The sequence below is a fragment of the Cohnella caldifontis genome, assembly GCF_029360585.1.
Taxonomy (GTDB): domain Bacteria; phylum Bacillota; class Bacilli; order Paenibacillales; family Paenibacillaceae; genus Cohnella; species Cohnella caldifontis.
In genome coordinates this window covers 1-23,972 of record NZ_JAQZSJ010000025.1, presented here as the reverse complement: position 1 = coordinate 23,972, position 23,972 = coordinate 1, and the positions used below count along the sequence as shown (strand labels likewise).

25 protein-coding genes, 1 pseudogene and 1 riboswitch are annotated in these 23,972 nt (G+C 59.5%); of the genes and pseudogenes, 10 read left to right on the top strand and 16 right to left on the bottom strand.

Features of this window, described 5'->3' with window-relative positions:
* Positions 1-57: 57 nt before the first annotated feature.
* The 6 genes from PTZ19_RS22995 to PTZ19_RS22970 are packed head-to-tail and all read right to left on the bottom strand — an operon-like array spanning position 58 to position 5,694.
* The gene (locus tag PTZ19_RS22995; RefSeq protein WP_276357983.1) at positions 58-504 is read right to left on the bottom strand and encodes a hypothetical protein; all 447 of its coding nucleotides are present in this window, start codon (positions 502-504) and stop codon (positions 58-60) included.
* On the bottom strand, positions 501-1,676 hold the full coding sequence (locus PTZ19_RS22990; RefSeq protein WP_276357982.1) for a metallophosphoesterase: 1,176 nt from the start codon (positions 1,674-1,676) through the stop codon (positions 501-503). The genes PTZ19_RS22995 and PTZ19_RS22990 overlap by 4 nt, the downstream gene beginning before the upstream one ends.
* Before the next feature lie 50 nt (positions 1,677-1,726).
* On the bottom strand, positions 1,727-2,293 hold the full coding sequence (locus tag PTZ19_RS22985) for an RNA polymerase sigma factor (RefSeq protein WP_276357981.1): 567 nt from the start codon (positions 2,291-2,293) through the stop codon (positions 1,727-1,729).
* 25 nt (positions 2,294-2,318) lie between these two features.
* Positions 2,319-3,491, bottom strand: a complete 1,173-nt coding sequence (locus PTZ19_RS22980; RefSeq protein WP_276357980.1) for an ABC transporter permease — start codon at positions 3,489-3,491, stop codon at positions 2,319-2,321.
* Positions 3,488-4,186, bottom strand: coding sequence for an ABC transporter ATP-binding protein (locus PTZ19_RS22975; RefSeq protein WP_276357979.1), 699 nt, complete (start codon positions 4,184-4,186; stop codon positions 3,488-3,490). The genes PTZ19_RS22980 and PTZ19_RS22975 overlap by 4 nt, the downstream gene beginning before the upstream one ends.
* Positions 4,186-5,694 (bottom strand): efflux RND transporter periplasmic adaptor subunit, encoded by a 1,509-nt coding sequence (locus tag PTZ19_RS22970; protein ID WP_276357978.1) that lies wholly within the window; start codon positions 5,692-5,694, stop codon positions 4,186-4,188. Before PTZ19_RS22970 ends, PTZ19_RS22975 begins: the two co-directional genes overlap by 1 nt.
* 228 nt (positions 5,695-5,922) lie before the next feature.
* Between PTZ19_RS22970 and PTZ19_RS22965 the strand changes: the two genes are divergently transcribed.
* The 4 genes from PTZ19_RS22965 to PTZ19_RS22950 all read left to right on the top strand — a co-directional run bounded on the left by PTZ19_RS22965 (position 5,923) and on the right by PTZ19_RS22950 (position 8,997).
* The gene (locus tag PTZ19_RS22965; RefSeq protein WP_276357977.1) at positions 5,923-6,606 is read left to right on the top strand and encodes a response regulator transcription factor; all 684 of its coding nucleotides are present in this window, start codon (positions 5,923-5,925) and stop codon (positions 6,604-6,606) included.
* Complete coding sequence (locus PTZ19_RS22960; protein WP_276357976.1) at positions 6,603-8,093, top strand: sensor histidine kinase; 1,491 nt, start codon at positions 6,603-6,605, stop codon at positions 8,091-8,093. Before PTZ19_RS22965 ends, PTZ19_RS22960 begins: the two co-directional genes overlap by 4 nt.
* Before the next feature lie 33 nt (positions 8,094-8,126).
* A riboswitch (Fluoride riboswitch) is annotated at positions 8,127-8,186 on the top strand.
* A 51-nt stretch (positions 8,187-8,237) separates the two neighbouring features.
* On the top strand, positions 8,238-8,648 hold the full coding sequence (gene crcB, locus PTZ19_RS22955) for a fluoride efflux transporter CrcB (protein ID WP_276357975.1): 411 nt from the start codon (positions 8,238-8,240) through the stop codon (positions 8,646-8,648).
* Positions 8,635-8,997 carry a fluoride efflux transporter FluC gene (locus tag PTZ19_RS22950; RefSeq protein WP_276357974.1) on the top strand — a complete coding sequence of 121 codons (363 nt, stop codon included), beginning with the start codon at positions 8,635-8,637 and terminating at the stop codon, positions 8,995-8,997. The genes crcB and PTZ19_RS22950 overlap by 14 nt, the downstream gene beginning before the upstream one ends.
* A gap of 296 nt (positions 8,998-9,293) precedes the next feature.
* On the opposite strand, the gene PTZ19_RS22945 is transcribed toward PTZ19_RS22950, so the two are convergent.
* Positions 9,294-9,734: a GNAT family N-acetyltransferase gene (locus PTZ19_RS22945; RefSeq protein WP_276357973.1), complete on the bottom strand. Its 441-nt coding sequence runs from the start codon at positions 9,732-9,734 to the stop codon at positions 9,294-9,296.
* A gap of 123 nt (positions 9,735-9,857) precedes the next feature.
* On the opposite strand from PTZ19_RS22945, the gene PTZ19_RS22940 reads away from it, so the two are divergent.
* The 4 genes and pseudogenes from PTZ19_RS22940 to PTZ19_RS22925 all read left to right on the top strand — a co-directional run bounded on the left by PTZ19_RS22940 (position 9,858) and on the right by PTZ19_RS22925 (position 13,588).
* On the top strand, positions 9,858-10,952 hold the full coding sequence (locus tag PTZ19_RS22940) for an endospore germination permease (RefSeq protein WP_276357972.1): 1,095 nt from the start codon (positions 9,858-9,860) through the stop codon (positions 10,950-10,952).
* Positions 10,939-12,426, top strand: coding sequence for a spore germination protein (locus PTZ19_RS22935; protein ID WP_276357971.1), 1,488 nt, complete (start codon positions 10,939-10,941; stop codon positions 12,424-12,426). The genes PTZ19_RS22940 and PTZ19_RS22935 overlap by 14 nt, the downstream gene beginning before the upstream one ends.
* A 1-nt stretch (position 12,427) precedes the next feature.
* Positions 12,428-13,021 (top strand): annotated as a pseudogene (locus PTZ19_RS25530) (Ger(x)C family spore germination protein); the annotation flags it as partial.
* A gap of 6 nt (positions 13,022-13,027) precedes the next feature.
* Complete coding sequence (locus PTZ19_RS22925; protein WP_479686551.1) at positions 13,028-13,588, top strand: Ger(x)C family spore germination C-terminal domain-containing protein; 561 nt, start codon at positions 13,028-13,030, stop codon at positions 13,586-13,588.
* 23 nt (positions 13,589-13,611) lie between these two features.
* On the opposite strand, the gene PTZ19_RS22920 is transcribed toward PTZ19_RS22925, so the two are convergent.
* Entirely contained in the window at positions 13,612-14,421 is an 810-nt protein-coding gene (locus tag PTZ19_RS22920) for a DUF2935 domain-containing protein (protein ID WP_276357968.1), read from the bottom strand.
* A gap of 127 nt (positions 14,422-14,548) precedes the next feature.
* On the opposite strand from PTZ19_RS22920, the gene PTZ19_RS22915 reads away from it, so the two are divergent.
* Positions 14,549-15,319: a MerR family transcriptional regulator gene (locus tag PTZ19_RS22915; RefSeq protein ID WP_276357967.1), complete on the top strand. Its 771-nt coding sequence runs from the start codon at positions 14,549-14,551 to the stop codon at positions 15,317-15,319.
* A gap of 109 nt (positions 15,320-15,428) precedes the next feature.
* On the opposite strand, the gene PTZ19_RS22910 is transcribed toward PTZ19_RS22915, so the two are convergent.
* The 4 genes from PTZ19_RS22910 to PTZ19_RS22895 all read right to left on the bottom strand — a co-directional run bounded on the left by PTZ19_RS22910 (position 15,429) and on the right by PTZ19_RS22895 (position 18,306).
* Complete coding sequence (locus tag PTZ19_RS22910; RefSeq protein WP_276357966.1) at positions 15,429-16,451, bottom strand: CobW family GTP-binding protein; 1,023 nt, start codon at positions 16,449-16,451, stop codon at positions 15,429-15,431.
* Positions 16,444-17,355 (bottom strand): aldo/keto reductase, encoded by a 912-nt coding sequence (locus PTZ19_RS22905; RefSeq protein ID WP_276357965.1) that lies wholly within the window; start codon positions 17,353-17,355, stop codon positions 16,444-16,446. The genes PTZ19_RS22910 and PTZ19_RS22905 overlap by 8 nt, the downstream gene beginning before the upstream one ends.
* Before the next feature lie 16 nt (positions 17,356-17,371).
* Positions 17,372-17,689 (bottom strand): YbjQ family protein, encoded by a 318-nt coding sequence (locus tag PTZ19_RS22900; RefSeq protein WP_276357964.1) that lies wholly within the window; start codon positions 17,687-17,689, stop codon positions 17,372-17,374.
* A gap of 92 nt (positions 17,690-17,781) precedes the next feature.
* Positions 17,782-18,306, bottom strand: a complete 525-nt coding sequence (locus tag PTZ19_RS22895) for an ADP-heptose synthase (protein ID WP_276357963.1) — start codon at positions 18,304-18,306, stop codon at positions 17,782-17,784.
* Between the two features lie 159 nt (positions 18,307-18,465).
* Here PTZ19_RS22895 and PTZ19_RS22890 point away from each other — a divergent pair, with 159 nt between their 5' ends.
* Entirely contained in the window at positions 18,466-18,978 is a 513-nt protein-coding gene (locus PTZ19_RS22890; RefSeq protein WP_276357962.1) for a hypothetical protein, read from the top strand.
* A 56-nt stretch (positions 18,979-19,034) separates the two neighbouring features.
* Here the strand turns inward: PTZ19_RS22890 and PTZ19_RS22885 are convergent, their stop codons facing one another.
* The 4 genes from PTZ19_RS22885 to PTZ19_RS22870 all read right to left on the bottom strand — a co-directional run bounded on the left by PTZ19_RS22885 (position 19,035) and on the right by PTZ19_RS22870 (position 23,745).
* Positions 19,035-19,325, bottom strand: a complete 291-nt coding sequence (locus PTZ19_RS22885) for a hypothetical protein (protein WP_276357961.1) — start codon at positions 19,323-19,325, stop codon at positions 19,035-19,037.
* Between the two features lie 15 nt (positions 19,326-19,340).
* The gene (locus tag PTZ19_RS22880; RefSeq protein WP_276357960.1) at positions 19,341-21,644 is read right to left on the bottom strand and encodes a thiamine pyrophosphate-dependent enzyme; all 2,304 of its coding nucleotides are present in this window, start codon (positions 21,642-21,644) and stop codon (positions 19,341-19,343) included.
* 44 nt (positions 21,645-21,688) lie between these two features.
* Positions 21,689-22,693, bottom strand: a complete 1,005-nt coding sequence (locus PTZ19_RS22875) for a 2-oxoacid:acceptor oxidoreductase family protein (protein ID WP_276357959.1) — start codon at positions 22,691-22,693, stop codon at positions 21,689-21,691.
* 137 nt (positions 22,694-22,830) lie between these two features.
* The gene (locus PTZ19_RS22870) at positions 22,831-23,745 is read right to left on the bottom strand and encodes a polysaccharide deacetylase family protein (RefSeq protein WP_276357958.1); all 915 of its coding nucleotides are present in this window, start codon (positions 23,743-23,745) and stop codon (positions 22,831-22,833) included.
* Positions 23,746-23,972: the final 227 nt, after the last annotated feature.

Sequence of the window (23,972 nt, the reverse complement as noted above, 5' to 3'; positions counted from 1 at the left end):
CATAAAATAATGGAGCCTCTGAACGGATGATCCCGATCAGGGGCTCTTTCGATGGGTTTAGGAACGTTCGGCGACCGGGATGACGAGCTTCAGCCCCGACCATACGTCGCTGACCGCGCACACTTTCACGTCGACGAGGCGATTGCGGAGAGCGAACGCCCGGATCGAATCTTCCGTGACGTCCGTCGGGATTTTCGAAGCTTTTTTCGGCCACGACACCCAGATCATCCCGTTCGGCTTGATACGTTCGCGATATAGGAGAATCAGGTCCTCGCACGACTGGCGCGATTGGACGAACAAGTGGACGAGGTCCAGGTCCCCCTCATCCTCTGCGGCGGTTTCGGTACGGTCCGGAAATCCGCCGAGCCAATCGGAGTAGGATTCGGGGGCATCTACGACACGAATCCGGTACCCTTCCTTATACCCCAGCTTTTTCACCAATGGGGTGCCCGAATAACCTGCGTTGCCGGTTCCGTCCGGCCCCTTCAGCCGTTGCTCCTTCATTCCGCCGTTCCTCCTTGCCCGTTAGCGGAGGATTCCGCGAGTGCCATGTCGATCAGCAGGATCTCCGAACGGCTGGCGAGCCTGATCGGCGGGCCCCATGTGCCGAACCCCGAGGAGACGGCCACGTGCATGGCGCCTTTGCGCATGTAGCCCCAGTCGAGCTCGAACAGCCTCCGGGTCAGCCAATGGTTGGGCGCGAATTGCCCCCGGTGGGTATGGCCGCAGAGCAGCAGGTCCGCCCCGGCTTCCGCGGCTTTCGCGAATTGTTGCGGCTGGTGGTCCATCAAGAGAATCGGCTTCGAGCGATCCGCGGCCTCCAGCAGCTGGCTGACGGAGACCCGGCCTTCCGGATCCATCGCTTCCGCCGTCTTGTCCTTCCGGCCGGCCACGATGAATTTCCCTTCGACCTCTACCCTTTCGTCCCGCAGCACGGGTATGCCGATCTCCCGCATCCGCTCCACGTATTCCTCGATATGGCCGCCGTAATATTCGTGGTTGCCAAGCACCGCGTAGACGCCGTATTTCGCCTTCAGCTGCCCGAGCCATTCGCCGAGGCGGTTGCGCACGAACGGTTCGATGCTGTCGTCCAGCACGTCCCCCGCCAGCAAAATGAGATCCGGTTCCATCGCGTTCATTCGGGCGATCAGCCGTTTCAAGTGGCGTTTGCCGACGACGTTGCCCAGATGGAGGTCCGAAGCCGCCGCGATCCGCAGCTTATGCATGCCCGGGACTCGTTTGTCCACCTGTACCGGGTATTCGCGTACAATGGGGCTCCATGCGTTCCGGGATCCGAGGAGGAGCAGCAGCGCGAGCAACCCGATGACGACCCAACCGGCCGTTTCGGCGTACTGCGGCGTATCGGCGCCGGACCACCGGAGCGCCAAGGCGATCAGATCCGCGAGCAGGATGAGGATCAGCGCGAATTCCATCACCGCGAAATACCAGGAACCGATCACCTTGAGCAGCCGGAACGCGGGCCGCAGCGGCCGCGGAGCGGGAATTCTGCCCAGCAGATAGGAGAACGCGATCACGCCGAAAACCGCCCAGAAGGCGGTTCGCGGATAAGACGGCGCGGCTTCCCGCAGAAAGAGCGAGAATTGCCATCCGATATAGAAATTGATAAGCCCGTACACCAGCAAAATCGCGGAAAACCCGATCCAACGTCCCTTCATGCCGCAGCTCCCGATTTCCAGATAGGCAAAGCCGACCAAATTATATCATATCAAGGGCTGGGCGGGACATCCTGCATGATCGCCCTGGACCACCTCTCTACGTCCAAGGAAATGACTTTGCTGCCTCCCGGCTTGCGAAGCGACTCCGGGTCGAACTTCCGGAGCAGCCCGCGCGTGCGGAACAGAACGGATTTCACGGCGGGAACGGTCGAACCGGTCGCTTCCGCGACCTCCTGCATCGAGTAGCCGAAATACTCCGACAGCAGGAGCATTTCGAGATTGCGCCTCGGCAGCCGTTCCCCGGCCCACTCCAGCAGGCTGCGGACCTCCGAATAATCGGAATCGGTCCAGTACAGCGGCAAAGCCTGCATCGGCATCCGCTTGCGGCGCTGCTTCGCCCGGCAGCCGTCGAGCCAGAGGTTGCGCGCGACCCGCAGCAGAAACGGCTTCAAGTTCGGATACGGTTCCTTTTCGAGGAAATAGACCATCGCTCTCAGCAGGGCTTCCTGGTACAAATCCTCCCCGTCCCATTTGGATTGGGTCAGATGAATGCAATATTTCTTCAGGTCATCCAGGTGAGGGGTTACAAGCGATTCGTAGCAGGACGGTACGCTCACCTGAAGCACTTCCTTTCCGGTGGGATTATTCGAACCGCAGCGCGTCGATCGGCTTCAGCTTGGCCGCCTTGTTGGCCGGGAACATGCCGAAAATGACGCCGATCAGGACCGAGAACAGGAACGCGATGAGCACGATGTCGAGGGAGAACACGACCTGCATCTTCAGCATCTTGGAAGCGAGTCTTGCGGCCCCGATCCCGATGCCGATGCCCAGCACGCCGCCCAGTCCGCTGAGCACCATCGACTCGATCAGGAACTGGATCAGGATATCCTTCCGCCGGGCGCCGATCGCCTTGCGGATCCCGATTTCCCTCGTCCGTTCGGTCACCGACACCAGCATGATGTTCATGATGCCGATTCCCCCGACGAGCAGCGAAATGCCGGCGATCCCCCCCAGCGCCACGGAGAGCGTTCCCGTGACCGAATCCAGCGTGGACAGGATGTCGCTCTGGTTGAAGACCCGATAACTGTTCGTATTGCCCCGGAACTTCTTGCTCAATGCGGACTCCAGGGAGGCGACGACCGCGTCGATCTGGTCCTTCTCCGCCACCTGCACGTAGATGGTGCGTACGCCTTTAGATTTGAAGAGGCGTTCCGCCGACGTCAGCGGGATCATGACGACCTCGTCGTTCGAGCCCGTCGTGGAGCTGCCCTTGGAAGCTAACACACCGACCACCTTGTAGCGGGAGCCGTTGATCTGCACGTACTGGCCGATCGGGTTCCCCAAAGGAAACAAGTCGGTTGCGGTCTCGGAGCCGAGGACGGCGATCTTTTGATAGAAGTCAAGGTCGATCTGGGAGAGAAACCTCCCGGAGGCTAACTCGTATTCCCGTACGTTCAGGTAATCCGAATTGGAACCGACGATGCCGACGCTGACGCTCTCCGTGCCCGCTTTGACGGTGGCGTTGGAATTCGTCGCGGGAGCCAAATATTGGACGCCCTCGATGCTGCCCAGATCGGTCGCTTCCTTCTCGGTCAGCGTGCTGGTCGATCCCCGGCCGAGGATGTTCACGGTCAGGAGGTTCGTGCCGAGGCTCTGCACCTGCTCCGTGACGGATTTGGTCGCTCCCTGCCCCAGGGCGACGAGCGCGATGACGGCGGTCACGCCGATGATGATGCCGAGCATCGTGAGCAGCGACCGAAGCTTGTTCCCCAGGATGCTTTTGAGCGCCATTTTGACGCCTTGCGCGATGTTCATGCCGGGCGTCCCTCCTCGCTCAATCTCCCGTCCTGGATGCGGACGACCCGCTTGGCCTGGCGCGAGATTTCCAGATCGTGCGTGATCAGGACGATCGTATGCCCGAGCTCGTTCAGCTCGCGGATGAGGCCCATGACCTCTTTGCTCGTCTTCGTGTCGAGCGCGCCCGTCGGCTCGTCCGCCAGCAGCATCGGAGGATTCCCCGCCAGCGCCCGGGCGATCGCTACGCGCTGCTGTTGGCCGCCCGAGAGCTCCGAAGGCTTGTGGTGGATCCGTTCTTCCAAGCCGACTTTGCGCAGAGCCTCGATGGCTCTCTCCCTGCGCTCTCTCGCATGGACGCCCCGATAGATCAGGGGGAGCTCCACGTTTTCGATCGCCGTCAGTTTGGGAAGCAAGTTGAATCCTTGGAAAATGAAGCCGATTTTCCGGTTGCGGATATCCGCCAGCTTGTTTTCCCTCAGTTTGCTGATCTCTTCGCCGTCCAGCCAATAGTTTCCGGAAGAAGCGGAATCGAGGCAGCCGATCACGTTCATGAGCGTCGATTTGCCCGATCCCGACGGTCCGATGATCGCGACGAAATCGCCGTAATTCACGGTTAAGGAAACGTCGTTCAGCGCCTTTAACGTTTCACCGCCCATCTGGTACAGCTTGGACAGCCCTTCGATCCGGATGAGCGGCCCCGTCTTGTCTGCCATCACCGGTTCACGCTCCCTTGGACGCGGGTCGTACGGTTGTTGTTCCCGCCTCCAAAACCGCCGCCTACGAAACCGCCGGTCACGCCGCCCGGACCGCCGACGCCGAAACCGCCGATTCCTGCGCCGGGTATACCCGCTTGATTCGTCTGGCTGCCGCCGGCAGTCGTCGGAACGACGACCGCTTGACCTTCCTGAAGGCCGGATACGATTTCGATGTAATCTTCATTATGGATGCCGACTTGTACCTGCACTCTGCTGACGCCGCTTTGCGCGAATGCCCCGGCTTGCCGGTTCTGGCGGCTGAAACCGCCGTTCTGGCCTTGCTGTCCTTGCCGCTGGGCGAATCCGCCTTGTGCCTGTTGGCCTTGCTGGGCTTGGCCCTGCGGAGCTTGGCCCTGTGCATTCTGACCTTGCTGCGCTTGCCCCTGAAGAGCCTGGCCCTGCGGCGCTTGTCCCTGGGATTGCCCTTGGGTTTGCCCTTGATTTTGTTGCCCTTGACTTGCTGTTCCCTGCCCCTGGCGCGGATTCGACGATGCCGAACCCGCCGCCGAACCGGTGCCGCCGGCGCTCGGTACCATGACGGAGTATTGGCCGCCGAACGATTGCACGGCTTCGATGGGCAGATAGAGCGTGTTCTCTTTCTTCGCGGTTACGATTTTCGCTTCCGCGGACATTCCGGCTTTCAGATTCTCCGCTTTGTCGATCGTGATCGTCACGTCGAACGTGGAAACCCCGTTGCTGGGCGTTCCTTCGTCGGCGATCGCCGTTACTTTACCGGTGAACGTCTGATCCGACAGCGCTTCGACGACGATGCTGGCCTCTTGGTCCAGCTTCACCTGCGGGATGTCCAGCTCGTCGATGCCGACGACCATCTGCAGATGGTCGAAGTCCACGACTTCCCCAAGATTGGACGTTTTCCCACCTTGTCCTCCGATCGAATCGCCTTCATGGATATCGAACGTCGCCAGCGTGCCGTCGATCGGCGCCGTAATCGGGTCCAGGGCGTCCTCTTTCCCGTTCTCCAGATCGGCGATGGTCTCTTTCGTGGATTGGATATCGAGTTCCTGTTTCTTGATACTGACGGCCAACTGCGCCCGTTTGTCGTCATCCGGCGCTTCTTTGTACTGCGTTTGCAGATCTTCCAGATCGATCATTTGCTTTTCCAGGTCGAGCTTCTTGCTTTTGATTTGGGTCTCCGTATTGTCGGATTCGTCATTCGGCTCGAAGGTGGCGAGCACTTGTCCTTTTTTGACTTTGTCGCCTTGTTTGACCTTCACGGACTCGATCGTTCCCGAAGAAGAGCTCGTCAGCGTCGCGCGATTGGCGGCTTCGATATTGCCCGTGCCGCTGACGCTCGATTCCAGGTTGCCTTTGCGCACAAGCGTGGTTTGAAGTGCAGCCTGGAGCGGCTTATCGTCCTTTTTGCTCCACCACCAGTATCCTCCTCCGCCCGCGCCGGCGACCAATATCAAACATAGTCCGATCGTCCACCATTTGTTCCATTTCATCCGACTGAACTCCTCCTCCGGGCAAATAGACGCATGTATCACTCGTACAATGACTGCTTTCTTGGGCTATTATGGATGGAGAACCTTAGTTCAAGATGAACCGAAACTGAAAGTTTCCTGAACGAATTCTCATTTTCAGCGGATTTTCAGCTTGACCTAAGGCGCCATTCATCTGTTTGCTTTATGATAGGAACTAGAATGCTGTTGCGCCCGGGACGGAGGATATGGATGGGACAAGGCACCGGAATCAAAGTGCTGCTGGTGGACGATGAACCGAATATTTTGCAATTTCTCGAAATGGGGCTCGCCAACGAAGGCTTCGAAGTGCGGACCGCGCTTAACGGCGCGTCTGGATTGGAAGTTTTCCGCCAATTTTCTCCCCATGTCGTCATCCTGGACGTCATGATGCCGGAACTGGACGGTTTCGAGGTGTGCCGGAGAATGAAACAGCTTCAGCCGGTCGCCGTAATCATGCTGACGGCCAAAGAAGAAGCGGAGAATCGCGTGAAAGGGCTCACGATCGGCGCGGACGATTACATGGCCAAACCGTTCAGCTTCGAAGAGCTGCTTGCCCGCATCCATGCGCGGATCCGCAACCAGTTTCCGAGTCTGTTGGAAGAGTGGCGGGCGGGCCCGTTCCGGATCGACGATACGCGCAAGGAAATCCGCCTGCATGACCGCCCGCTCGAATTGTCCCCGACGGAATACGAGCTGCTCAAGCTGCTGGTGTCGCAGCATGGCTCGGTGCTCAGCAAAAGCGCGATCCTCGACCGCGTGTGGGGGTATGATTTCGGCGGGGAAGAGAATATCGTCGAGGTGTACATCCGGTCCTTGCGGGATAAAATCGGCGACCGCGAGCATCGGGTCATTCGCACGATCCGCGGGGCCGGTTACAGGATGGATCTGGCATGAAGCCGGGGCGGTTGAATCTAGCGGCCGGCATGCTTCGGCCCGGCACCGGGTCGCTCCGCTCGCAGCTGATGGTCCGGTCGTTGCTGCTGCTCGCGATTCTGCTCGTCGGCGTCGGCATCTTTCAATATTTGTTCATGGAGCATTTCCTGTACCGGAACAAAGCCGACGCCGTCCAAAGGCAAATCCGGGCCGTGCCCGGCGAGATGTGGCAGCGGATCGCCGAGGGCAGCCGGCGCGGCCGGGACAACCCGCCGTTTTTCGGGTTTCCGTCGGCCACCGTCGTCTATCGGGACCCGACGGGTGCCGTATATGACCTAGCCCCGGACCCGAAAGGGATCTCCGCTCCGGTTCTCGCCGCCAAAGCCTATGAGGAAGTGCAACTCGCGTTGAGAAACGAACGGACGCGGCCTCCGCGGTACTGGATCGCCAAAAACGGCGAAGGCACCGAGCAGCTGGTCGTCCTGCAGAACGTACGGGGCTTCGGCGGGGCGGCGGGCGGAATCATTCAAGTCAGCATGGACACCGCGCCGCTGAAAACGGATTTATACCGCCAGCTCGCGATTTACGGCGGCATCTCCTTCATCGCGCTGCTGCTCGGCTGGCTGCTGTTCGTCCCCGTGATCCGGCGAACGCTCGTCCCGTTGTCCAACGTAACCGCGAGGATGGAGAAGATCGATTCCGGCAGCCTCGGCGAACGGCTGCCCTCCGGACAAGGACAAGCCGAGATCGATCAGCTGGCTTCCTCCGTCAACCGAATGCTGGAGCGGCTGGACGAATCGTTCCGTTCGGAGCGCGAAGCGAAGGAGCGAATGCGCCGTTTCGTCGCGGACGCCTCGCATGAGCTGCGGACTCCGCTCACGTCCATCCACGGGTTTCTCGAGGTGCTGCTTCGCGGGGCAGCCGCGCATCCGGAGCAGCTGGAAAGGTCGCTCCGCAGCATGCACGGCGAATCCCTCCGTCTCAGCAAACTCGTGCAGGACCTGCTTCTGCTGGCCAGGCTGGACCATCAACCGAAGCTCGATAAAACGCCCGCCGACTTGGGCGGGATCGTGGAGGAGATGGAAGCCCAGCTGCGGCTGCTCGCCCAGGATCGGGAAGTCCGCGTGGAGCTGTCCCCGACGCCCCGGTTGCTCCTGGACCGGGATAAAATCAAGCAAGTCGTCCTGAACCTGTTCCATAACGCCGTACAGCATACGGATCCGCAGCAGGGCCGAATTCTCGTATCGGTCTCGTTCTCCGGCGGGAAAGTGACCTTGATCGTCTCCGACAACGGGACCGGCATCCCTCCGGCCCAGCTTCCGCTGATCTTCGACCGCTTCTACCGGCTGGACGAATCCCGCGCGCGCATCCACGGAGGAACGGGGCTCGGCTTGTCGATCAGCCGGTCGATCGTGGAACTGCACGGCGGCTCGATCGGGGCCGATAGCGAAGTCGGCCGAGGCAGCGCGTTCCGGGTTGAATTTCCGGCCGAGCCGGCTTCGTCTTGACGCTTCCGAAACGGGAATGTACAATCGGAAAGTAGCATGCCAGGCGATGGAGTTCGCCTCACCCGCGGCAACGCCGATGACTCCTACCAGACGTTCTGGTAGGAGTTTTGTTTTTATGCCGATACGAAGGAGTCCGTGAAGAGTGTGGCTTATATCGCGGTAGGCATTGCCGGCGTGTTGGGGGCCCTGCTCCGGTACGAGCTCGGCCGTTGGATCCCCGGTTCGTCGGACGCGTTTTTCCCTCTCGCCACCTGGATCGTCAACCTGTCCGGGTGTCTTGTGCTGAGTTTTTTGACGGTATGGTTCGCGCAAGCCAAGAAGATTCCGCCCGCCGTTAAAACCGGCCTAACGACCGGATGGATCGGATCTTATACGACCTTCTCCACGTTCGCGGTCGAAAACGTCGAGCTGCTTCGGAACGGCCATGCGGCCATTGCGCTGGCCTACATCCTCTGCAGCTTATTCGGCGGGTTGCTCATGGCCGGCTTGGGCGATTGGCTGGGACATCGAATTTTCCCTGCGAGTAAGGAGGGATCCGCGGATGTCCGCTCCTGAATGGTTCATCGCGTTCGGCGGCCTCTTGGGGGCGCTCTGCCGGTTCGGCTTGTCCTCGTATCTGAAAAACAAGGTTTCTTCCCCGTTCCCCTGGGGCACGTTTACCGTCAACCTGCTGGGCTCGCTTTCGTTGGGGATATTGGCCGGGTCCGGCGTAGCTCCATCGTTCTATTTCTTCGCGGGAACCGGGTTTATGGGCGCTTTCACGACGTTTTCCACGTTCAAGCTGGACGCGCTGCAGCTTGGACGGCGGAATGAACGCGTGACGTTCGTTCTTTATCTCGCCGCGACTTATATCGGCGGAATCCTGCTGGCATGGCTCGGCTACTGGGCGGCATCGACACTTTAGATTGGATACGGAGATATTGCTTTAAAGCAATATCTCCGGTATATGACCGAAAAAATCCCCCGAATGATTGCTTTCGCGCAATAAATCGGGGGTTTTTTTATTGCCCAAACGCAATAACTCGCCCCAGCAGACAGGGGCAACCTCCAAGCGGGCACAAAGGGGTTATGCCGTTAAGCAGCGCACTTGGCTGCCGGGACTGATGTTCGTCAGCGTGCCTGACGGCCGTAACTGATGTTCGCCAGCCTGTCCGGCACCCGGCCGAAGCTGCATACGGTAACGTCCCGAGTTCCGTCATACTATTTCAAATTTTTGCTCATGCGCACGTGCGGGATTCCGGCGTCGAGGAACGTCTCCGTCGACTCCGTCGAATATCCGAGCTTCTGATAAAACGCCTCGGCGCTGCATTGGGCGTCCAGCAGCGAACGGACGAAGCCCTGCGAAGCCGCGTCCCGCTCCATCGCGAGCACGAGCTCGCGGCCGACCCCGCAACCGCGGAACGGCTTCCGCACCGCGATTCGCTGCAGCTTCGCGGTACCCGGCTCGTATTCCTTCCACCTCGAAGCCCCGACCACCCGGCCGTCCTCCTCCGCGATGAAATGCCGACAGGCGTCGACGGACGCATCGTACTCGTCCATCTCCAGGTCCATCGGCACGTTCTGCTCTTCCACGAAAACTTCCTTCCGAACGTCAAACGCCTGCTTCAACTCTGCCTCGGTGCGCACTCGGCGGCACTCCATCCCGATCTTCCTTTCCCCTTCTCGACTTCCCTCAGCATAGCGAAATCCCCGCATCCGCACAACGGGAATAGCCCTCCGGTTTCCAATTCATACTAAGAGAAAATCTGGAAGCCGGGTGATTCCGTGAACCATCCGAAAATCAGCGTAATCCAAACTTTCATCCTGTTTACCCTGGTGGTGGGCATCTCGAATCACGTCATCGTGATCCCCCTGCTCCTCCAAACCGCAAAAAGGGATGCCTGGATCTCGGCGCTGGTTTCGATTCCGGTCATGGCGGTTTGGTCTGCCGCGCTCTTTGGGGTCATGAAAATCGCCGCGCGCGAATCTCTTTACGATTGGTTCCGTTCGCGGTTCGGGAAGCTTCCGGCCGTGATCGCCGTTCTGCCCGGCGTTCTCCTCCTGACGGCCATCCTCATCGTGACTTTGAACGATACGGCCAATTGGACGCACGACACGTACTTGCCGCGCACGCCGCTGTCAATATCCGCCGCAGTCATTCTATTCGCCGGCTTCGCGGCTGCATGGAGCGGACTTCGGACGATCGCGGTGACCGCGGGCTTGCTGCTGCCGGCCGTCGTTCTTCTGGGGTTCTTCGTTGCTACGGTCAACGTCCAATTCAAAGACTACGGGTATTTGCTCCCCGTTTTCACCTCGGGGATGGAGCTCAGCTTGAAAGGCGCGGTGTACTGCCTTGGAGGCACGGTCGAGTTGGTCCTCCTCCTGTTCATGCTTCATCATTTAAACCGATCCGTCCGATTACCGACGCTCATCGGAATCGTGTTCGTGTTGGGCGGGTTGATATTAGGCCCCTGCATGGGTTCGATCGCGATTTTCGGCCCATCGGAGGCGGCAGATCAGCGCTACCCCGCCTTCGAACAGTGGAGGATGGTGCTGCTCGGGAAATTCATCAGCCATCTCGATTTCTTTTCCATTTACCAATGGCTGTCCGGAGCGCTCATTCGACTCTCTTTCGCGCTGTTCCTGCTTTTCGATTTGCTGAGGCTCTCCCGCAATCCGTACCGGGGCTGGCTCATGGCCGGCTTTTGCGTCGGCCTGTTCGCATTGGTCCGGCTGGCTCCCTTGGAAGACCCCATCTTCCTGCGGCTCCTGCGGGACTATTACTATCCGATCACCACGGGATTATTCTGCGTGTACCCGTTCGTCCTTCTTCTGTTCATGTATCCGAAGCGGGGGGTGCGAACGCATGCCGAAGCCTGAATCCGCCGCCGATCCGAAACTGGAAAACTTGGACGAAACGACGATCCGAAATCTCTTTTCGCATGCGGGCGACGTCGTCGTGAAAAGGATGTACGAGGAGCCGGCGCCGGAACGTTTGAACCCCCTGCTGGTTTATTGCGAGGGCATGATCGACTCCGGGATGCTGAACGATTTCCTGTTCGAACATGCCCGCCATCTGCTGCTTCGGCCGGACGCTTCCCGCGTGCCGGAGCAGCCGATCGAACAGCTTCGGATGAAGAAAATCGAAGGAAACGGCGCGGGAGAAACCATGATCCGCAGCGTGCTTTCGGGCCAGTTGGTTCTTTTCTTCCAAGAACCGAGATCGATTTACGTCGCGAATCTGAGCAAGCCCCCCGCACGCAAGCCGGACGAATCCAGCACCGAAATTTCCATCAAAGGGCCGCGGGACGGGTTTACGGAGGAGGCCGACGTGAATGTCGCCTTAATCCGCAAGCGTCTGAAAAGCCCGGAACTGGCCGTGGAGTACTTTTATCTCGGAACGCGGAGCCGGACGAAAACCGCCCTGCTCTATCTTCGAGATGTCGTAAACCCTCAGTTCATCCGCGAAGCCAGAAGCCGAATCGAAGGCATCCGCATCGACGGTATTTTGTCCAGCCAGCAGCTGGAGGAAGGCTTGTCCGATTCCTCTTATTCGCTGATCCCCCTGATCGAATACATCGGCCGCCCGGACTATGCCGCCGCGAGCCTGCTCAGCGGACGGTTCGTCATCGTCGTGGACGGTTCGCCGATGGTCTTGCTCGCTCCGGCCAATTTATCTTCGCTGCTGAAATCGCCGGAAGATCTCCACTTGCCTTTCTATTTCGTCTCTTTAGAGAGAATCCTCCGCTTGCTGGGCTTTATGGTCGCCGTCTTCCTTCCCGGCTTCTGGGTCAGCGTGTCCTCCTTTAACCTGGACCAGATCCCGTTCCCGCTCGTCGCTTCCATCGTCGTCGCCCGGCTCGGTCTCCCTTTGTCCGGTCCGATCGACCTGTTTTTGATGATCGGATTGTTCGAGCTGTTCCGGGAGGCGGGCATGCGGCTGCCGAAGGCCGTCGGCCAGACGGTCGCGGTCGTCGGAGGCCTGATCGTCGGCGAGGCCGCGATCGATGCCGGGTTTACCGGTCCGACCACGCTCGTCATATCCGCCGTGACGGCGGTGGCATCGTTCACGCTCGTCAATCAAGGGTTGACCGGCTCGGTGACGGTCCTGCGTTTTTTCGTGCTGTCCATGAGCTGCTTGTTCGGTATGTTCGGGTTTTTCATCAGCCTGTATCTCATCTTTGTGTATTTGTCCTCCATAACCTCATTCGGCGTCCCCTTCATGTCGCCCATATCGCCGATCCGTTTCCGGGACGTCCTGTACGCGGTCATTTCCTTGCCGGTGAAATGGTACAAGAAACGCCCGCAAATGTACGAACCTCTGGATCGGAGCCGCCAAAAGGAGAACTCTTGACATGATTAACGTTGCGCGCCGTTTGCTTCTGCTGGCCGCCCTTTCCTTGCTCGCGTTGCCGATCGCGGGATGTTGGGATGTCAAAACGATACAGGATATCGTCTATCTCACAGGCGTCGGCGTCGACTATAGCAACGGAAAATACCAGTTATACGTGCAAACGCTCGATTTCTCCAACGTCGCCAAGTCCGAAGGAGGCAAGTCCGACAAACCGGGGGCCATCTATATCGGACGAGCGGAGCATGAAACGTTGGACGGAGCGGTCGACCGCATCTACCAATCGGCTCAACAGCCCGTTTTTTGGGGTCATGTGGCCGCGATCGTACTTTCGGAAAACGTGATGAAGGAAAAATAAATCCTGGAAATCCTCGACGCGCTCAACCGAACCCGCGAAACCCGTTACACCTCCTGGATCTACGGAACGAACGAGGACATTTCCAAAATCTTGACCACCCGGCCTCTCTTTCACTTGTCGCCTACGAATTCCATCTTGTTCGCCCCGCAAGGCTACTATCGCCAACGTTCGCGGATTATGCCCATGCGCACCCAACGATTCCTTCGGGAGCTTCGGGAACCGGGCAATACCGCCCTCCTTCCCTCGATAAGAACTTCCGAGTCCGTCTGGCACGAGAACGGAAATCCGGATCCGAAGCTCGAAATCGACGGGGTTTACGCGCTTCGCGACGATCATTTACAAGGGAAGTTCGACGGCGAGAGCATCAAAGGGATCCGTTGGTTAGAGAGAGGCAATACCGAATCCAGGTTGGACGTGGAGAAAAACGGCGTTATGATCGCCGCGCTGAAACTCTTACGGCCGTCTTCCCGAGTTAAGGTCCGCTTGCAAGCAGGCGTGCCGTCGTACAGGATCGAAATCCGCGCCATTGCTCGCGTAGCGCAACTCCGGACCCCAGCCAACGAAAGCGAACTCGAGCAGCTCGCGGAAACGCAAATCCGGCAGGAAGTTTCGGACACGTTCGAAACCGGCATCAAGCGATCCGTCGACCTCCTTCGGCTGGAACATCGTCTTTTTCGGTATCGATTTGCCGACTGGAAGAAAACGTCCGACGGCGGTCGGTCGGCTTTGCCGAAACGGCTCCCGGATATCCAGGTGAAGGTCGTGATCCACGATACCGGGATGTTCAAGTTGAAGACAGAAAGGTGATCAGAAACGCCGGCTGCGACGCGTCACCCCTGCACCCTCGGTTTCGTCGGATCGCCTTGGGGGGCCGCCGAGAGTCCCGAAGCCGCCAGTTTCGTGATATAGTACCATTCCTCCCGCATCATGTGATCGGGAATGAGCGGACTGATCCGGTCGAGCACCTCCGCGGACAACTCCGCCTCCTCCAACTCCGACAGAAAGGCGACGAACAGCCGGATCTCCAGATCGACGTCCCGGTGGAAGCGGCGGAAGGCGGGAAAATCCCGGACGTTCGTCCGCAAGTAGCCGGCCATCTCGATCGCTTTCAGGTAGAACCCCTCGAAATGCTTCATGAAATGCTTGCTCTTGCGGATCAACCGCTTTTCCACCATGTCGAGGTCCGCGGCGATCACCCCCGCATGGCCCGCGGCGTCCGGCAGCCAGAGGAAGTCATGATGCAGCGTATCGAATTCGGGAGCCGGCCGGCCTGCGATGAGCGCCTGCAATATCCGCAAATACTCTTCCAGCTCGTTCACCATATGGTTAAGGAACGTAGGCGTCAGCATGTTGTTCGCGCGTCCGAACAGGTGCCGGGCCAGCAGATCGAGCTTAAAGGCGCGCAAGGCTCCCGCTTGCGCATAGGCCTCCCGGTTCAGCGCGGTCAGGTCGGCCCCCTCCGACGCGTTTCTCGCTTGGGCGAGCAGCGCATCGAACGTGCCGACGAACGTTTGCGCTTTGCGGATATCCTCCGTTTCCTTAGGCGACAAGCTGTTCAAAATCATCCTCGAGTGATCCCCTAAGATTTGCAGCCAAAACCGATGTTCGAACAACGCGCTGCCCGCGCGGACCTCTTCCATGTTCCCCACGCTCCCATCGTTTCCATCTGGCATACCCTATGCGCTCCCGTCTGTCCCCTATGTTAAAATGGGGGTTGACTCTCACGTAACGTGAGGCTGTAAGATGGCTCCAGGAGGTGAGGATGAGATGGGCAAACAAGTGAAGGAAATATCCGAACTCGCCGGCGTCAGCGTCCGGACGCTGCACCATTACGACGAGATCGGGCTGCTGACGCCCTCTTCCGTCACTCCGGCGGGATACCGTCTGTACAGCGGCGAAGACCTGGAGAGGCTGCAGCAGATCCTGTTCTTCAAGGAAATCGGCTTCAGCCTGCAGGAAATCAAGGAAATCCTGGACAGCCCGGGATTCGACCGCGGCCAAGCGTTGAAGGCCCACCGCGGGCTGCTGCTCGAGAAGCGCGCGCGGCTGGATCGGATGCTGGAGACGGTGGAACGCACCATCCGATCGATTGAAGGAGGAAGTCCCATGGCGGACAAAGAGTTGTTCGAAGGCTTCGACATGAACGCCATCAAAGAACATCAAGCCAAATACGCGGAGGAAGCGCGGCAAACATACGGCACCAAAGTCGTGGAGGAAACGGAACGCAGAGTCGGTTCGTATTCGGAGGAGAAATGGAAGGAAATGCACGCCCAGACGGGCGCGATTTACGTACGCATCGCATCCCGCATGCCGTACGGCCCGGAGGACGCCGAGGCGCAGGAAGCCGTCGGGGAATGGCATCGTTTCATTAACGATCATTACTACGACTGCACGCTGGAAATTTTCCGCGGACTCGGCGACATGTACGTAGCGGATGGGCGATTCACCGCGAACATCGACAAGCACGCGCCCGGGTTGGCGCGGTTCATGAAAGAAGCCATGCATGCGTATTGCGATCGCAAGGAAGGAAAAGCGTAATCGAGGTACGGGAAGCGGAGCGAAAAGCTCCGCTTTTTCGATAGCCGGGAAACGAAACCCCGCATTCCACCGGTTCTGCGCCGGTTGATTGCGAGGTTAATTAATGCCGTTAATGGTCCTGCGATTCGGTTAATCGATCCAATTGGGCAGCCAACTCCGACCGGGAGAAGCCTTCCCCGATCAGCACCACAACGTCCAATACCGTGCCCTGCGGACGGATCGGCATGTAATCGCTCTGCCGATACGCGTATTGGAACAAGTACCGGTTGGCCGTGTCCCGGAACGAGACGATGCCTTTCGCGCGGTAGACGCCGTCGGGCAGCCGTCCGACGAATGCCTCGAACGCCCGGCTGTCGACAGGGCCTTTCAAGTAGTGCGTCAGCGCTTGAACGTGGCCATGCCCGGCTTCGGGCTCATGATGATGATAATGTCCATGATCCCCGGCAGCATGGGGATGCGTGCAGTTGGGATCGCCGCATTCGTCCCCGTTGTCGGATTGATCCTTCGAATTCCGGACGTACGGCTCGCCTTCGTAAATCCTTTCCAGGTCGATGCCTGCTTTAACGGCAGGCGCGATCTCCGCGTTCGGATTCCATTCGGCTAGAACATCCGTCAATTCCCGCAGCTCCGGCTCGCCTACGAGATCCCTCTTGTTAAGCACGATGAGAGAAGCCGCCTGGATCTGCTCCCGCATCAACCGAAGAGTCTTGCCGGACCCCACCCTTACCCGGTCCAGCAAATGCGGCGCGTCCACGACGGTTACGATGCCGCGCAGCTCCACCCTCTCGTACAGCGACGCTTCCGTCACCGCGTCGATGATCTCCATCGGCAGCGCGAGGCCCGTCGATTCGATCCAGATGACGTCCGGCCTATGCTCTTTTGCCAGTCGGACGACTTCGACGCTGGCGTCTCCGCGGATTTGGCAGCAGATGCAGCCGCCCAGCAGCTCGGACATCGGGACCGAAGCGTCGACCATGAGACCGTCGAGGTTCACGTCGCCCGCTTCGTTCATCAGCACGGCCGGTTTCCATCCGCGGTTTTTCGCGTCGTCGATCAACCGCCTCAGGAGCGTCGTTTTCCCGCTGCCCAGAAAGCCCGACAGCAGGTAAACGGGGATCGGGCCCTCACGCATCCTGGGGATGGCCGCCTTCCACGAGCGCCACGGCGGCCGCGTTCGCTTCGACCTGCCGGACATCCTTGCAGCCCGGGATGACCGTCGTCACGGCCGGATGCTTGAGGCACCAAGCCAGCGCCCACGCCGCCATGTCGACACCCGCCGGCACTTCTTCTGACCGGATTCGCTCGGCCTCGCGCATTTGCCGATCCAGATCTTCCTGGCCGCGGCGGGATCTCACGTCGTTCGCTTCGAACTTCGTGCCGGGGCGGTACTTGCCGCTCAGGAACCCGCTGGCCAGCGGCACGCGGGCGAGCACGCCCAGATTCTGCTCCGCGCAGGACGGGAAGACTTCTTCTTCCGGGGCGCGGTCCAACCGGTTGTACACGACCTGAATCGCCCCCGCCCCAACCTTCGTCGCGTTCGACGTCTGATGGATATTCCGGTTGGAGCCGATGGAGATGCCCAGGTGGCGGATTTTGCCCGCCTCCACCTGCCGGTTCAACGTGTCCCACAGCGTATCCTGGTCGAACGCCGCGTCCGGACCCGAGTGGAATTGGTACAAATCCACGTAGTCCGTTCGCAGCGCCTTCAAAGACAAATCCAGCTGCCGGACCGCTTCCTCCGCGCGGAACCGGTCGGTCCGTTCGAACGAACGGTGGAACTCATGCCCGAATTTCGTCGCCAAAATCCAGTCGCCGCGGCTCCCGGCAATCGATTGGCCGATCAGCGACTCCGAAAGATGATCCCCGTAGCATTCCGCCGTATCGATCAAATTGATGCCGAGCTCTTTGGCGCGGCCCAGGATCGCGTCCGCTTCCGCTGCCGAATATTCCCGTCCCCATTCGCCTCCGAACTGCCAGGTTCCGACGCCGACCACGGATACCCGAAGGCCCGTTTTGCCTAGAGTCCTGTATTTCATGACGGAGTTCCCTCCTTTACGGATCGACCCGAACGGCCGTCCCGCTGACCGCGACCATAAGCATGCCTTCGCGGACGACCTCGTAATCGACGTCAACCCCGACGATCGCGTTGGCGCCCATGCGCTGCGCTTGCGCCGTCATTTCGGAGATGGCGATGTCCCGCGCTTCTTTCAGCTTGCTCTCGTATGTACCCGACCGGCCGCCGACCACGTCCGTGATCGAAGCGAGGAAATCCCGGAAAATGTTCGCTCCCATGATCGTTTCCCCGTTCACGATCCCCATGTATTGCGTGATGCGGTACCCTTCTACGTTCGGCGTTGTCGTCACCAGCATCCAAACCAGCCTCCTCGGAATGAGTTCGCCTCATTTTACCATAGGGGCGCGCCGCTCAACAAACAAGGCTGCCGAGCAATCGGCAGCCTTGTTCATTGCGAATAGCCGTCTGGCGTATCGACGCCCTCTTCCACGGCGAACTCGAAATCGTCGATGTCGTACAGTTGGATCGGGACGCCGTTCTGGACGGCCTTGTCCTGAAAATCGACATGGTCGGTCAGAACGGGGCATTGCTGCCGCAACGAAGACAGAATGATTTCGGTTTCGATCGGATCGAAAATTTCCCCGTACTGCATGTTCTCCACCGCGTTCACGATGATGAACGTCACGTTCTCGTTGATCGGAAGCGGCGGGCTTTCCTTCCACGGCGCGGCGAGCGCGCGTTCCAGCTTCTTTTTATTGAACGGATCCTCGAAAAAGGCGATCATGTCCCCGATTTTCTCCCGGACGTGGCGTTCTTGCTCGGGATCCTGCATGATCGGTTCTTCGCTCTCCTTGAGGTCGTAAAGCTCCATGACCGTGGAATAGGGAATCCGATATTCCACGGGCCGTTTCGGCACGAGCAATTGCCCATAGATGGCGATCATGACCGCCTCGATGACAAAACGCCGAACCATTTCTTCGTCATTCCCTTCCCCAGCGCCTTAAGCGTCTTGCACATTGGCTTTCATTATATCACAAAATAGCGGGCGTGTAGCGAACCTTTGCGATATAATGGACGAAGATGATTTCCAATCGGCGTATTTTCCGGAACCGAAAGGATGGGAACTTTCCTGATGACGGAGCTGACCTTGCGTGTTTACCGCGACATCGGCAGCGAGGCGTTGCGCGGGGATTTCCGCGCCGCGATGGAGGCCAAAGGGTATTACGCGTTTTTCGGCTTTATCGAAGACCTCCGGGCAACGCTGAAGCGTTATGAAGAGGAAGAAAAAGATGAAGTCGGGAAGTTGCTAGGGCAATGCCGAACCGATTTCCCCAACCTCTCCCGTTACAGCCCATCCTGGGAACGTCTCTGGGACGAACTGACCTCCATTTACGAAGCGAAAAACGAAGCGCTGGCCGAAGTGCCCCTATCCGAGCGGGACGGCGAGTGGCAGGTGCTGATCGACAATCCGTATACGCCCCAGCAAGTCGTGTGTTACCCGGGACTCGGATTTGCGGATGCCGCCTATCTATACGCGTATTTTCAGCAGGATCTGAAACCGAATGAGTACTTGCGCCTGCAGAAAGTCACAAACGTCGCGATCAAGACCGGCAGCAAGGAAGTTTCGATGTTTCCGCGAGACTAAACGATGGAACGCGCAACCCCCCGGCCTCGAGCTCCGGGGGGTTGCTTGCGTATTCGCTATCGTTCCGCCGAAACGGCCGTCAGCACCTGGTCTTGCAGGAAAATCCGCCGGCGGGGGTCGTTGCGGAGCTTCACGTTGGCCATTTTGGCCTGGTGCTCCGTGAGTTCGACCGGATGCCAGTCATCCGGCAAATCCGCCGATCCGGCATCCGACAATGCCTCGCGCACTCCGGCGTCATCCGGCGTCTCGTTCCAAAGACGCACCCCATAATAAGGCAGCCGGTATCCGTTGATCTGCGGGTAAGCCAGCAACTCTCCGGTCGCGGTATTTCTCAAAGCATAGGGCATGCTCGCCGTCCCGCCTTACAGATAAGGATTTTCGTGTTTCGCCTTGAGACGGTTCCAGCGGCGCTCGATCTCGGCTTCGAACGAACGCAGCGTCTCGGCGTACTCCGGCTTGGACAGGTGCTTCGTCTTGCCCATCATTTTCAGCCAATCCGTCACGGGGATGCGCTTGCCCTTCTCTTCCGGATTGTACGTGATCGTCGTCACGCCGTTTTCCACCTCGTAGAGCGGGAAGAAGCAGGAGTTGACGGCTTGCTCGATGATGGACGAGCCGTCCTTGTCTTCCGACAGCCAGTTCAGCGGGCACGTGATCAGGATTTTGCCGTAGACGAGGCCGACGTTCTGCGCATACCATTGCGCCTTCGCCGCCTTGCGGACGAGATCCTGCGGGTTGGCTTCGCTGCCCGTGAACACGTACGGGATGTTCGTCGCCGCCATGATTTGCGCGGTGTCCTTATGGTGGAACACTTTGCCGCCCTGCGCCTTGCCCACGTTGGACGTCGACGTCCGGTGGCCGATCGGCGTGGAATAGCTAAGCTGGGCGCCGGTGTTCATGTAGCCCTCGTTATCGTATTCGAGGATGATCATGCGGTGATTCCGGAGCGCCGCTCCGATCGCCGGTCCCATGCCGATGTCCATGCCGCCGTCGCCGGTGATCATGACGAACGTGAAGTCGTCTTTCAGCCCCAGGTGGTCCAACTCGCCGCGCCGTTTGCGTTCATGGAACATCTCGACGACGCCGGAGAGCGTGGCCGCGCCGTTCTGGAACAGGTTGTGGATGTACGTCGCTTTATGCGCGGAATACGGATAGCCGGTCGTCACGACCATGGCGCAGCCCGTCTGGTACAGCGCCACGATGTCGCCTTCGATGCCTTTGAAGAACAGCTCGAGCCCGGAGAAAATGCCGCATCCCGGACAAGCGCCGTGCCCCGGGGCGAGCCGCTTCGGCTTCTTCGTCAGCGAACGGAGCGGAGGCACGCGGACGTTCAGCTTGCCCGTCTCCTCGTCCGGCGTCACGGTGATCAACCCCGTTTTCAAATCCTCGTATTTCATCGGTTCCAGCACGCGTTTGGGCGCTTTGGCCGGGTCGCCCGGCGTATGGCCGTGGTAGTCGAACGGCTTCTCGACATGGCCTTTGGCCGCGGCGTCGATGGCGAATTCGAACAGCTTGAAGCCGTCTTCCGCGTAGAAATCTTTGCCGCCCAGCCCGTAAATCCGGCTGATGACCAGCGTATCGTTGTTCCGATACGTCTGCAGCGCGGCTTTGATTTCGTTCACCATGTTGCCGCCATGTCCGCCATAGGAATCCGCGCGGTCGCCCACGGTTACCGCCTTGACGTTCCGGAGCGCTTCGGCGATCGCCTTGGCCGGGAACGGCCGGATCATGTTCGGGGAGATCGAGCCGGCTTTGACGCCTTGCTCGCGCAGCTGGTCGACGACATCCTTGATGATCTCCGCGGAGGAGTTGAGCAGGAAGACCGCGACTTCGGCGTCCTCCATCCGGTACAGGTCGAGCACCGGATAGTCCCGCCCCGTCAGCTCGGCGTACTCCTTGCGGATCCGGTCATAGACCGCTTCGGCGCGGTACATGGCCATGGACTGCTGGTAGCAGTTGTTAATGTAGTCCGGCTCGTTCATATATGGGCCGACCGTGATCGGGTTGTCGCGGTCCAGCACGTGGACGAAACCTTCCGGCGGATGCTCGCCGATGAATTTGTGCACGTCCTCGCGGTGGGCGAACGTGTTGACTCGGCGTTTTTGGTGGCTCGTGAAATATCCGTCGGACGCGACGAGCACCGGCAGCCGGACCTCGGGGTCCTCCGCCAGCTTCAGCGCCATGATGTTCATGTCGTAGACGGCCTGCGGATCGCGGCAGAGCAGGATCGGCCAGCCCGTGTTGAGCGCAAAATACAGGTCGGAATGGTCGCCGTGGATGTCCAGCGGTCCCGAAACGGACCGGCAGACGAGGTTCATGACCATCGGGAACCGGGTGCCGGATTGGACCGGCATCTGCTCCAGCATGTACAGGTAGCCGTTCGCGCTCGTCGCGTTGAATACCCGGCCGCCGGCCGTGGAAGCCCCGTAGCAGACGCCCGCGGAGCCGTGCTCGCCGTCCGCCGGGATGAGCACGATGTCATGCTGGCCGTTCGCTTTCATCAAGTCGAGGAACTGCGCCACTTCGGTAGAAGGAGAAATCGGAAAATACCCCATGATATGATAGTTGATTTGGTGCGCGGCATAAGCGGCCATCTCGTTGCCGGACTCGTACACGATGCGCTGCTCGACCCGTCCGGCCGTTTCCTTGCGAATATCGATCGCCATTCCCCATCGCCTCTCCTTATTCCTCTTTGCGGAAAAGTGTGTGATCAGAGCGCCAGATCGAACCGATGCGCCACCCGGTGCGCGAGCGCGTATCCTTCCTCCTCGAGCTCGCTCGAGAGAGCCTCGGTCGGACAGGCTTGCACGCATTTCAGGCAACCTTTGCAATACTGGTAATCGATGCCTTGCAGGAACATCTGGGGACGGCCCTTCTTGTCGGGCTGCTCCTCCCAGACGAAGCAGAAATCGGGACAGACGTTGTCGCAAGCCGCGCAGTGGATGCATTTCTCGTCGTCGAAATGCGGCATTTTGCCCGCGCGGGAGATGCTGAGGTCCTTCAGAATGCTGTTGCCGGGATTCGTGATCGTGCCGCCGATCGGCTGCGTCTCGTAACCGAGCACCGGCGTGTCCATCCGGACGAAGTCCGGCATGCGGTCTCCCTCGGCCAGCTGGAACGTCTGGAACTTGACTTCGTCGTAGCCGCGCTGAAACGTGTTCAGGGCCGGTTGCACCGCCCCGGGGTACTTCTTCTCCAGCGATTTGCGGATGACGCCCTTCATGAACTCGGGATCCAGGAAATCGCAGAGCCGGAACAAGCCGCCCAGCATCGCCATGTTGACGCGGTTGTTCTCCTCGAGCGAGATGCCCGTCGCATCGACCACGGCGATCGTGCCGCCTTTGAGCTTGAGGTGCTCCTTCAGCTGTTCGGGGGTTTTCTTCGAATTGACCAGCACGGTGCTGTCCTCGTAGATGCCGGAAATCACGTTCACCGTCCTTGCCAGGTTTTCATGGAAAATGCCGACGACGTGCGGCCGTTCCACCGGAGAGGTGTCGCGGATCCTGGCGTCGATATCGCAGAAACGGATGTGCGCCTTGACGGGAGAGCCTTTCTTCTCGGAGCCGTACGAGCTGAAGCTGACGCCGTTCAGCCCGACGCCCATGACGCCGGCTTCGGCCAGCATTTTGCCGGCCAGGTTGGCGCCGAGGCCTCCGATCGATTCCAACCGGATTTCGAAAAAGCCGAGCTCGTTCTTCTTGGGTACCTGCACCATGCTGTCTTTTCGTCCCCTTTCTTGTGATGGTTGCGCCGTATCAGCGATAGAATAAAGTTCAAATATAATCAATTTCGTGACAATTTCCAAAATTCCTGCATTTCAGGCGAAAATCCGCGGGGCCTTCCCTTGCCTTGTCACGCGGAAAAGCTGCTCTGGAGACGTTGCAGCTCCCGCCAGCCGATTCGCTGGATGTTTTCCTGCCTAATCACCTGCAACACGTCGGGATCCGACCAGAAACGCCGTTCCATTCCTCTTTTCTCCCAATAGAGATTGAAGGCTTTGAAATCCTCGGTAACGACCGCGGGATGCGCGATCCACTCCGTCACCCCGGGGAGAAGGCCGCGCAGAAGCGCGATGCCTTCGGCTTTGACGTCATCATAAGTCTGGCCGGGCAGCAGCCGGTACTCCGGTCCGATCACGTAATCGGGCAGCACGATGCCGTAATCCTCCGCCTGACGGACGCGGATTTTCGCCCTTTGCTCGATTTCCGGCGGGATGATCCGTCCTCCGACCGGAATGAGCTTGCGGGGCAGCCGGAACGGCAAGCCGTAACGGGCGCAGACTTCAAACGCGACATGCAGCAGGTCGCGTCCGGACGAGATGCCGTACAAGCTGCCCATGTGGTTATCTGCGTGCGTCAGCGCGATCCCCGCTTGCAGCGCCGCCTCCGTCTGCGCGATCAATTCGCCGCGGACCTGCTCGGGATCCGCGCGGCGTTCCGCCTCTTCGCTCGAAGCGGGAAACCAGCCGTCCTTGCCCGCCAGCGTGTCGGACGGCCGGCCGCGCAAGAGCGGTCCCCAGCGGTAGGCCGGCCATTCGCTGGTGAGCGTCCAATGCACGCCGATATCGACGTCCCGGATCCGTACGGCTCTCGCGGCGGCATCCGGGGACCATGGGCAGTTCATCATGATCGTAGACGATGACACTAGCCGCCGCTCCAAAAGCTCCGAAATCCCGTCATTCACGGACCGGGACATCCCGAAATCGTCCGCGTTCACGATCAGCAGCTTCTCGTCTTTGCCGTAGCCCAGCTTTTCCGATGTGAGCATCCGCACCGCCTCCTCTCTATTAGGATATGACGCCTATTGCCGGCCTTTGCCAAGCGGATGATCAACCTGGCTTGCATAGGGCCCGGCGGACAAACAAAAACGCAACCCGGCGCCTCGCGAAAGGCGTGGGTTGCGCTTTGGTTGGGATTGAATGCGTCGGTTGGACGGAGTTATGTAATTTACTTCACTGGCGTTGCATAAACACTGACATCAGCGCGTCTGTTTCT

Bases quoted from the DNA above. Each gene is read 5' to 3' on its own strand.
- PTZ19_RS22980 (WP_276357980.1), bottom strand. From the start codon at position 3,491: ATGAACATCGCGCAAGGCGTCAAAATGGCGCTCAAAAGCATCCTGGGG.
- PTZ19_RS22965 (WP_276357977.1), top strand. From the start codon at position 5,923: ATGGGACAAGGCACCGGAATCAAAGTGCTGCTGGTGGACGATGAACCG.
- PTZ19_RS22880 (WP_276357960.1), bottom strand. From the start codon at position 21,644: ATGGCGATCGATATTCGCAAGGAAACGGCCGGACGGGTCGAGCAGCGC.
- PTZ19_RS22895 (WP_276357963.1), bottom strand. From the start codon at position 18,306: ATGGTTCGGCGTTTTGTCATCGAGGCGGTCATGATCGCCATCTATGGG.
- PTZ19_RS22990 (WP_276357982.1), bottom strand. From the start codon at position 1,676: ATGAAGGGACGTTGGATCGGGTTTTCCGCGATTTTGCTGGTGTACGGG.
- PTZ19_RS22910 (WP_276357966.1), bottom strand. From the start codon at position 16,451: ATGCGTGAGGGCCCGATCCCCGTTTACCTGCTGTCGGGCTTTCTGGGC.
- PTZ19_RS22970 (WP_276357978.1), bottom strand. From the start codon at position 5,694: ATGAAATGGAACAAATGGTGGACGATCGGACTATGTTTGATATTGGTC.
- PTZ19_RS22890 (WP_276357962.1), top strand. From the start codon at position 18,466: ATGACGGAGCTGACCTTGCGTGTTTACCGCGACATCGGCAGCGAGGCG.
- PTZ19_RS22920 (WP_276357968.1), bottom strand. From the start codon at position 14,421: ATGGAAGAGGTCCGCGCGGGCAGCGCGTTGTTCGAACATCGGTTTTGG.
- PTZ19_RS22945 (WP_276357973.1), bottom strand. From the start codon at position 9,734: ATGGAGTGCCGCCGAGTGCGCACCGAGGCAGAGTTGAAGCAGGCGTTT.
- PTZ19_RS22995 (WP_276357983.1), bottom strand. From the start codon at position 504: ATGAAGGAGCAACGGCTGAAGGGGCCGGACGGAACCGGCAACGCAGGT.
- PTZ19_RS22875 (WP_276357959.1), bottom strand. From the start codon at position 22,693: ATGGTGCAGGTACCCAAGAAGAACGAGCTCGGCTTTTTCGAAATCCGG.
- PTZ19_RS22870 (WP_276357958.1), bottom strand. From the start codon at position 23,745: ATGCTCACATCGGAAAAGCTGGGCTACGGCAAAGACGAGAAGCTGCTG.
- PTZ19_RS22885 (WP_276357961.1), bottom strand. From the start codon at position 19,325: ATGCCCTATGCTTTGAGAAATACCGCGACCGGAGAGTTGCTGGCTTAC.
- PTZ19_RS22905 (WP_276357965.1), bottom strand. From the start codon at position 17,355: ATGAAATACAGGACTCTAGGCAAAACGGGCCTTCGGGTATCCGTGGTC.
- PTZ19_RS22950 (WP_276357974.1), top strand. From the start codon at position 8,635: ATGTCCGCTCCTGAATGGTTCATCGCGTTCGGCGGCCTCTTGGGGGCG.
- PTZ19_RS22960 (WP_276357976.1), top strand. From the start codon at position 6,603: ATGAAGCCGGGGCGGTTGAATCTAGCGGCCGGCATGCTTCGGCCCGGC.
- PTZ19_RS22935 (WP_276357971.1), top strand. From the start codon at position 10,939: ATGCCGAAGCCTGAATCCGCCGCCGATCCGAAACTGGAAAACTTGGAC.
- PTZ19_RS22915 (WP_276357967.1), top strand. From the start codon at position 14,549: ATGGGCAAACAAGTGAAGGAAATATCCGAACTCGCCGGCGTCAGCGTC.
- PTZ19_RS22900 (WP_276357964.1), bottom strand. From the start codon at position 17,689: ATGCTGGTGACGACAACGCCGAACGTAGAAGGGTACCGCATCACGCAA.
- PTZ19_RS22975 (WP_276357979.1), bottom strand. From the start codon at position 4,186: ATGGCAGACAAGACGGGGCCGCTCATCCGGATCGAAGGGCTGTCCAAG.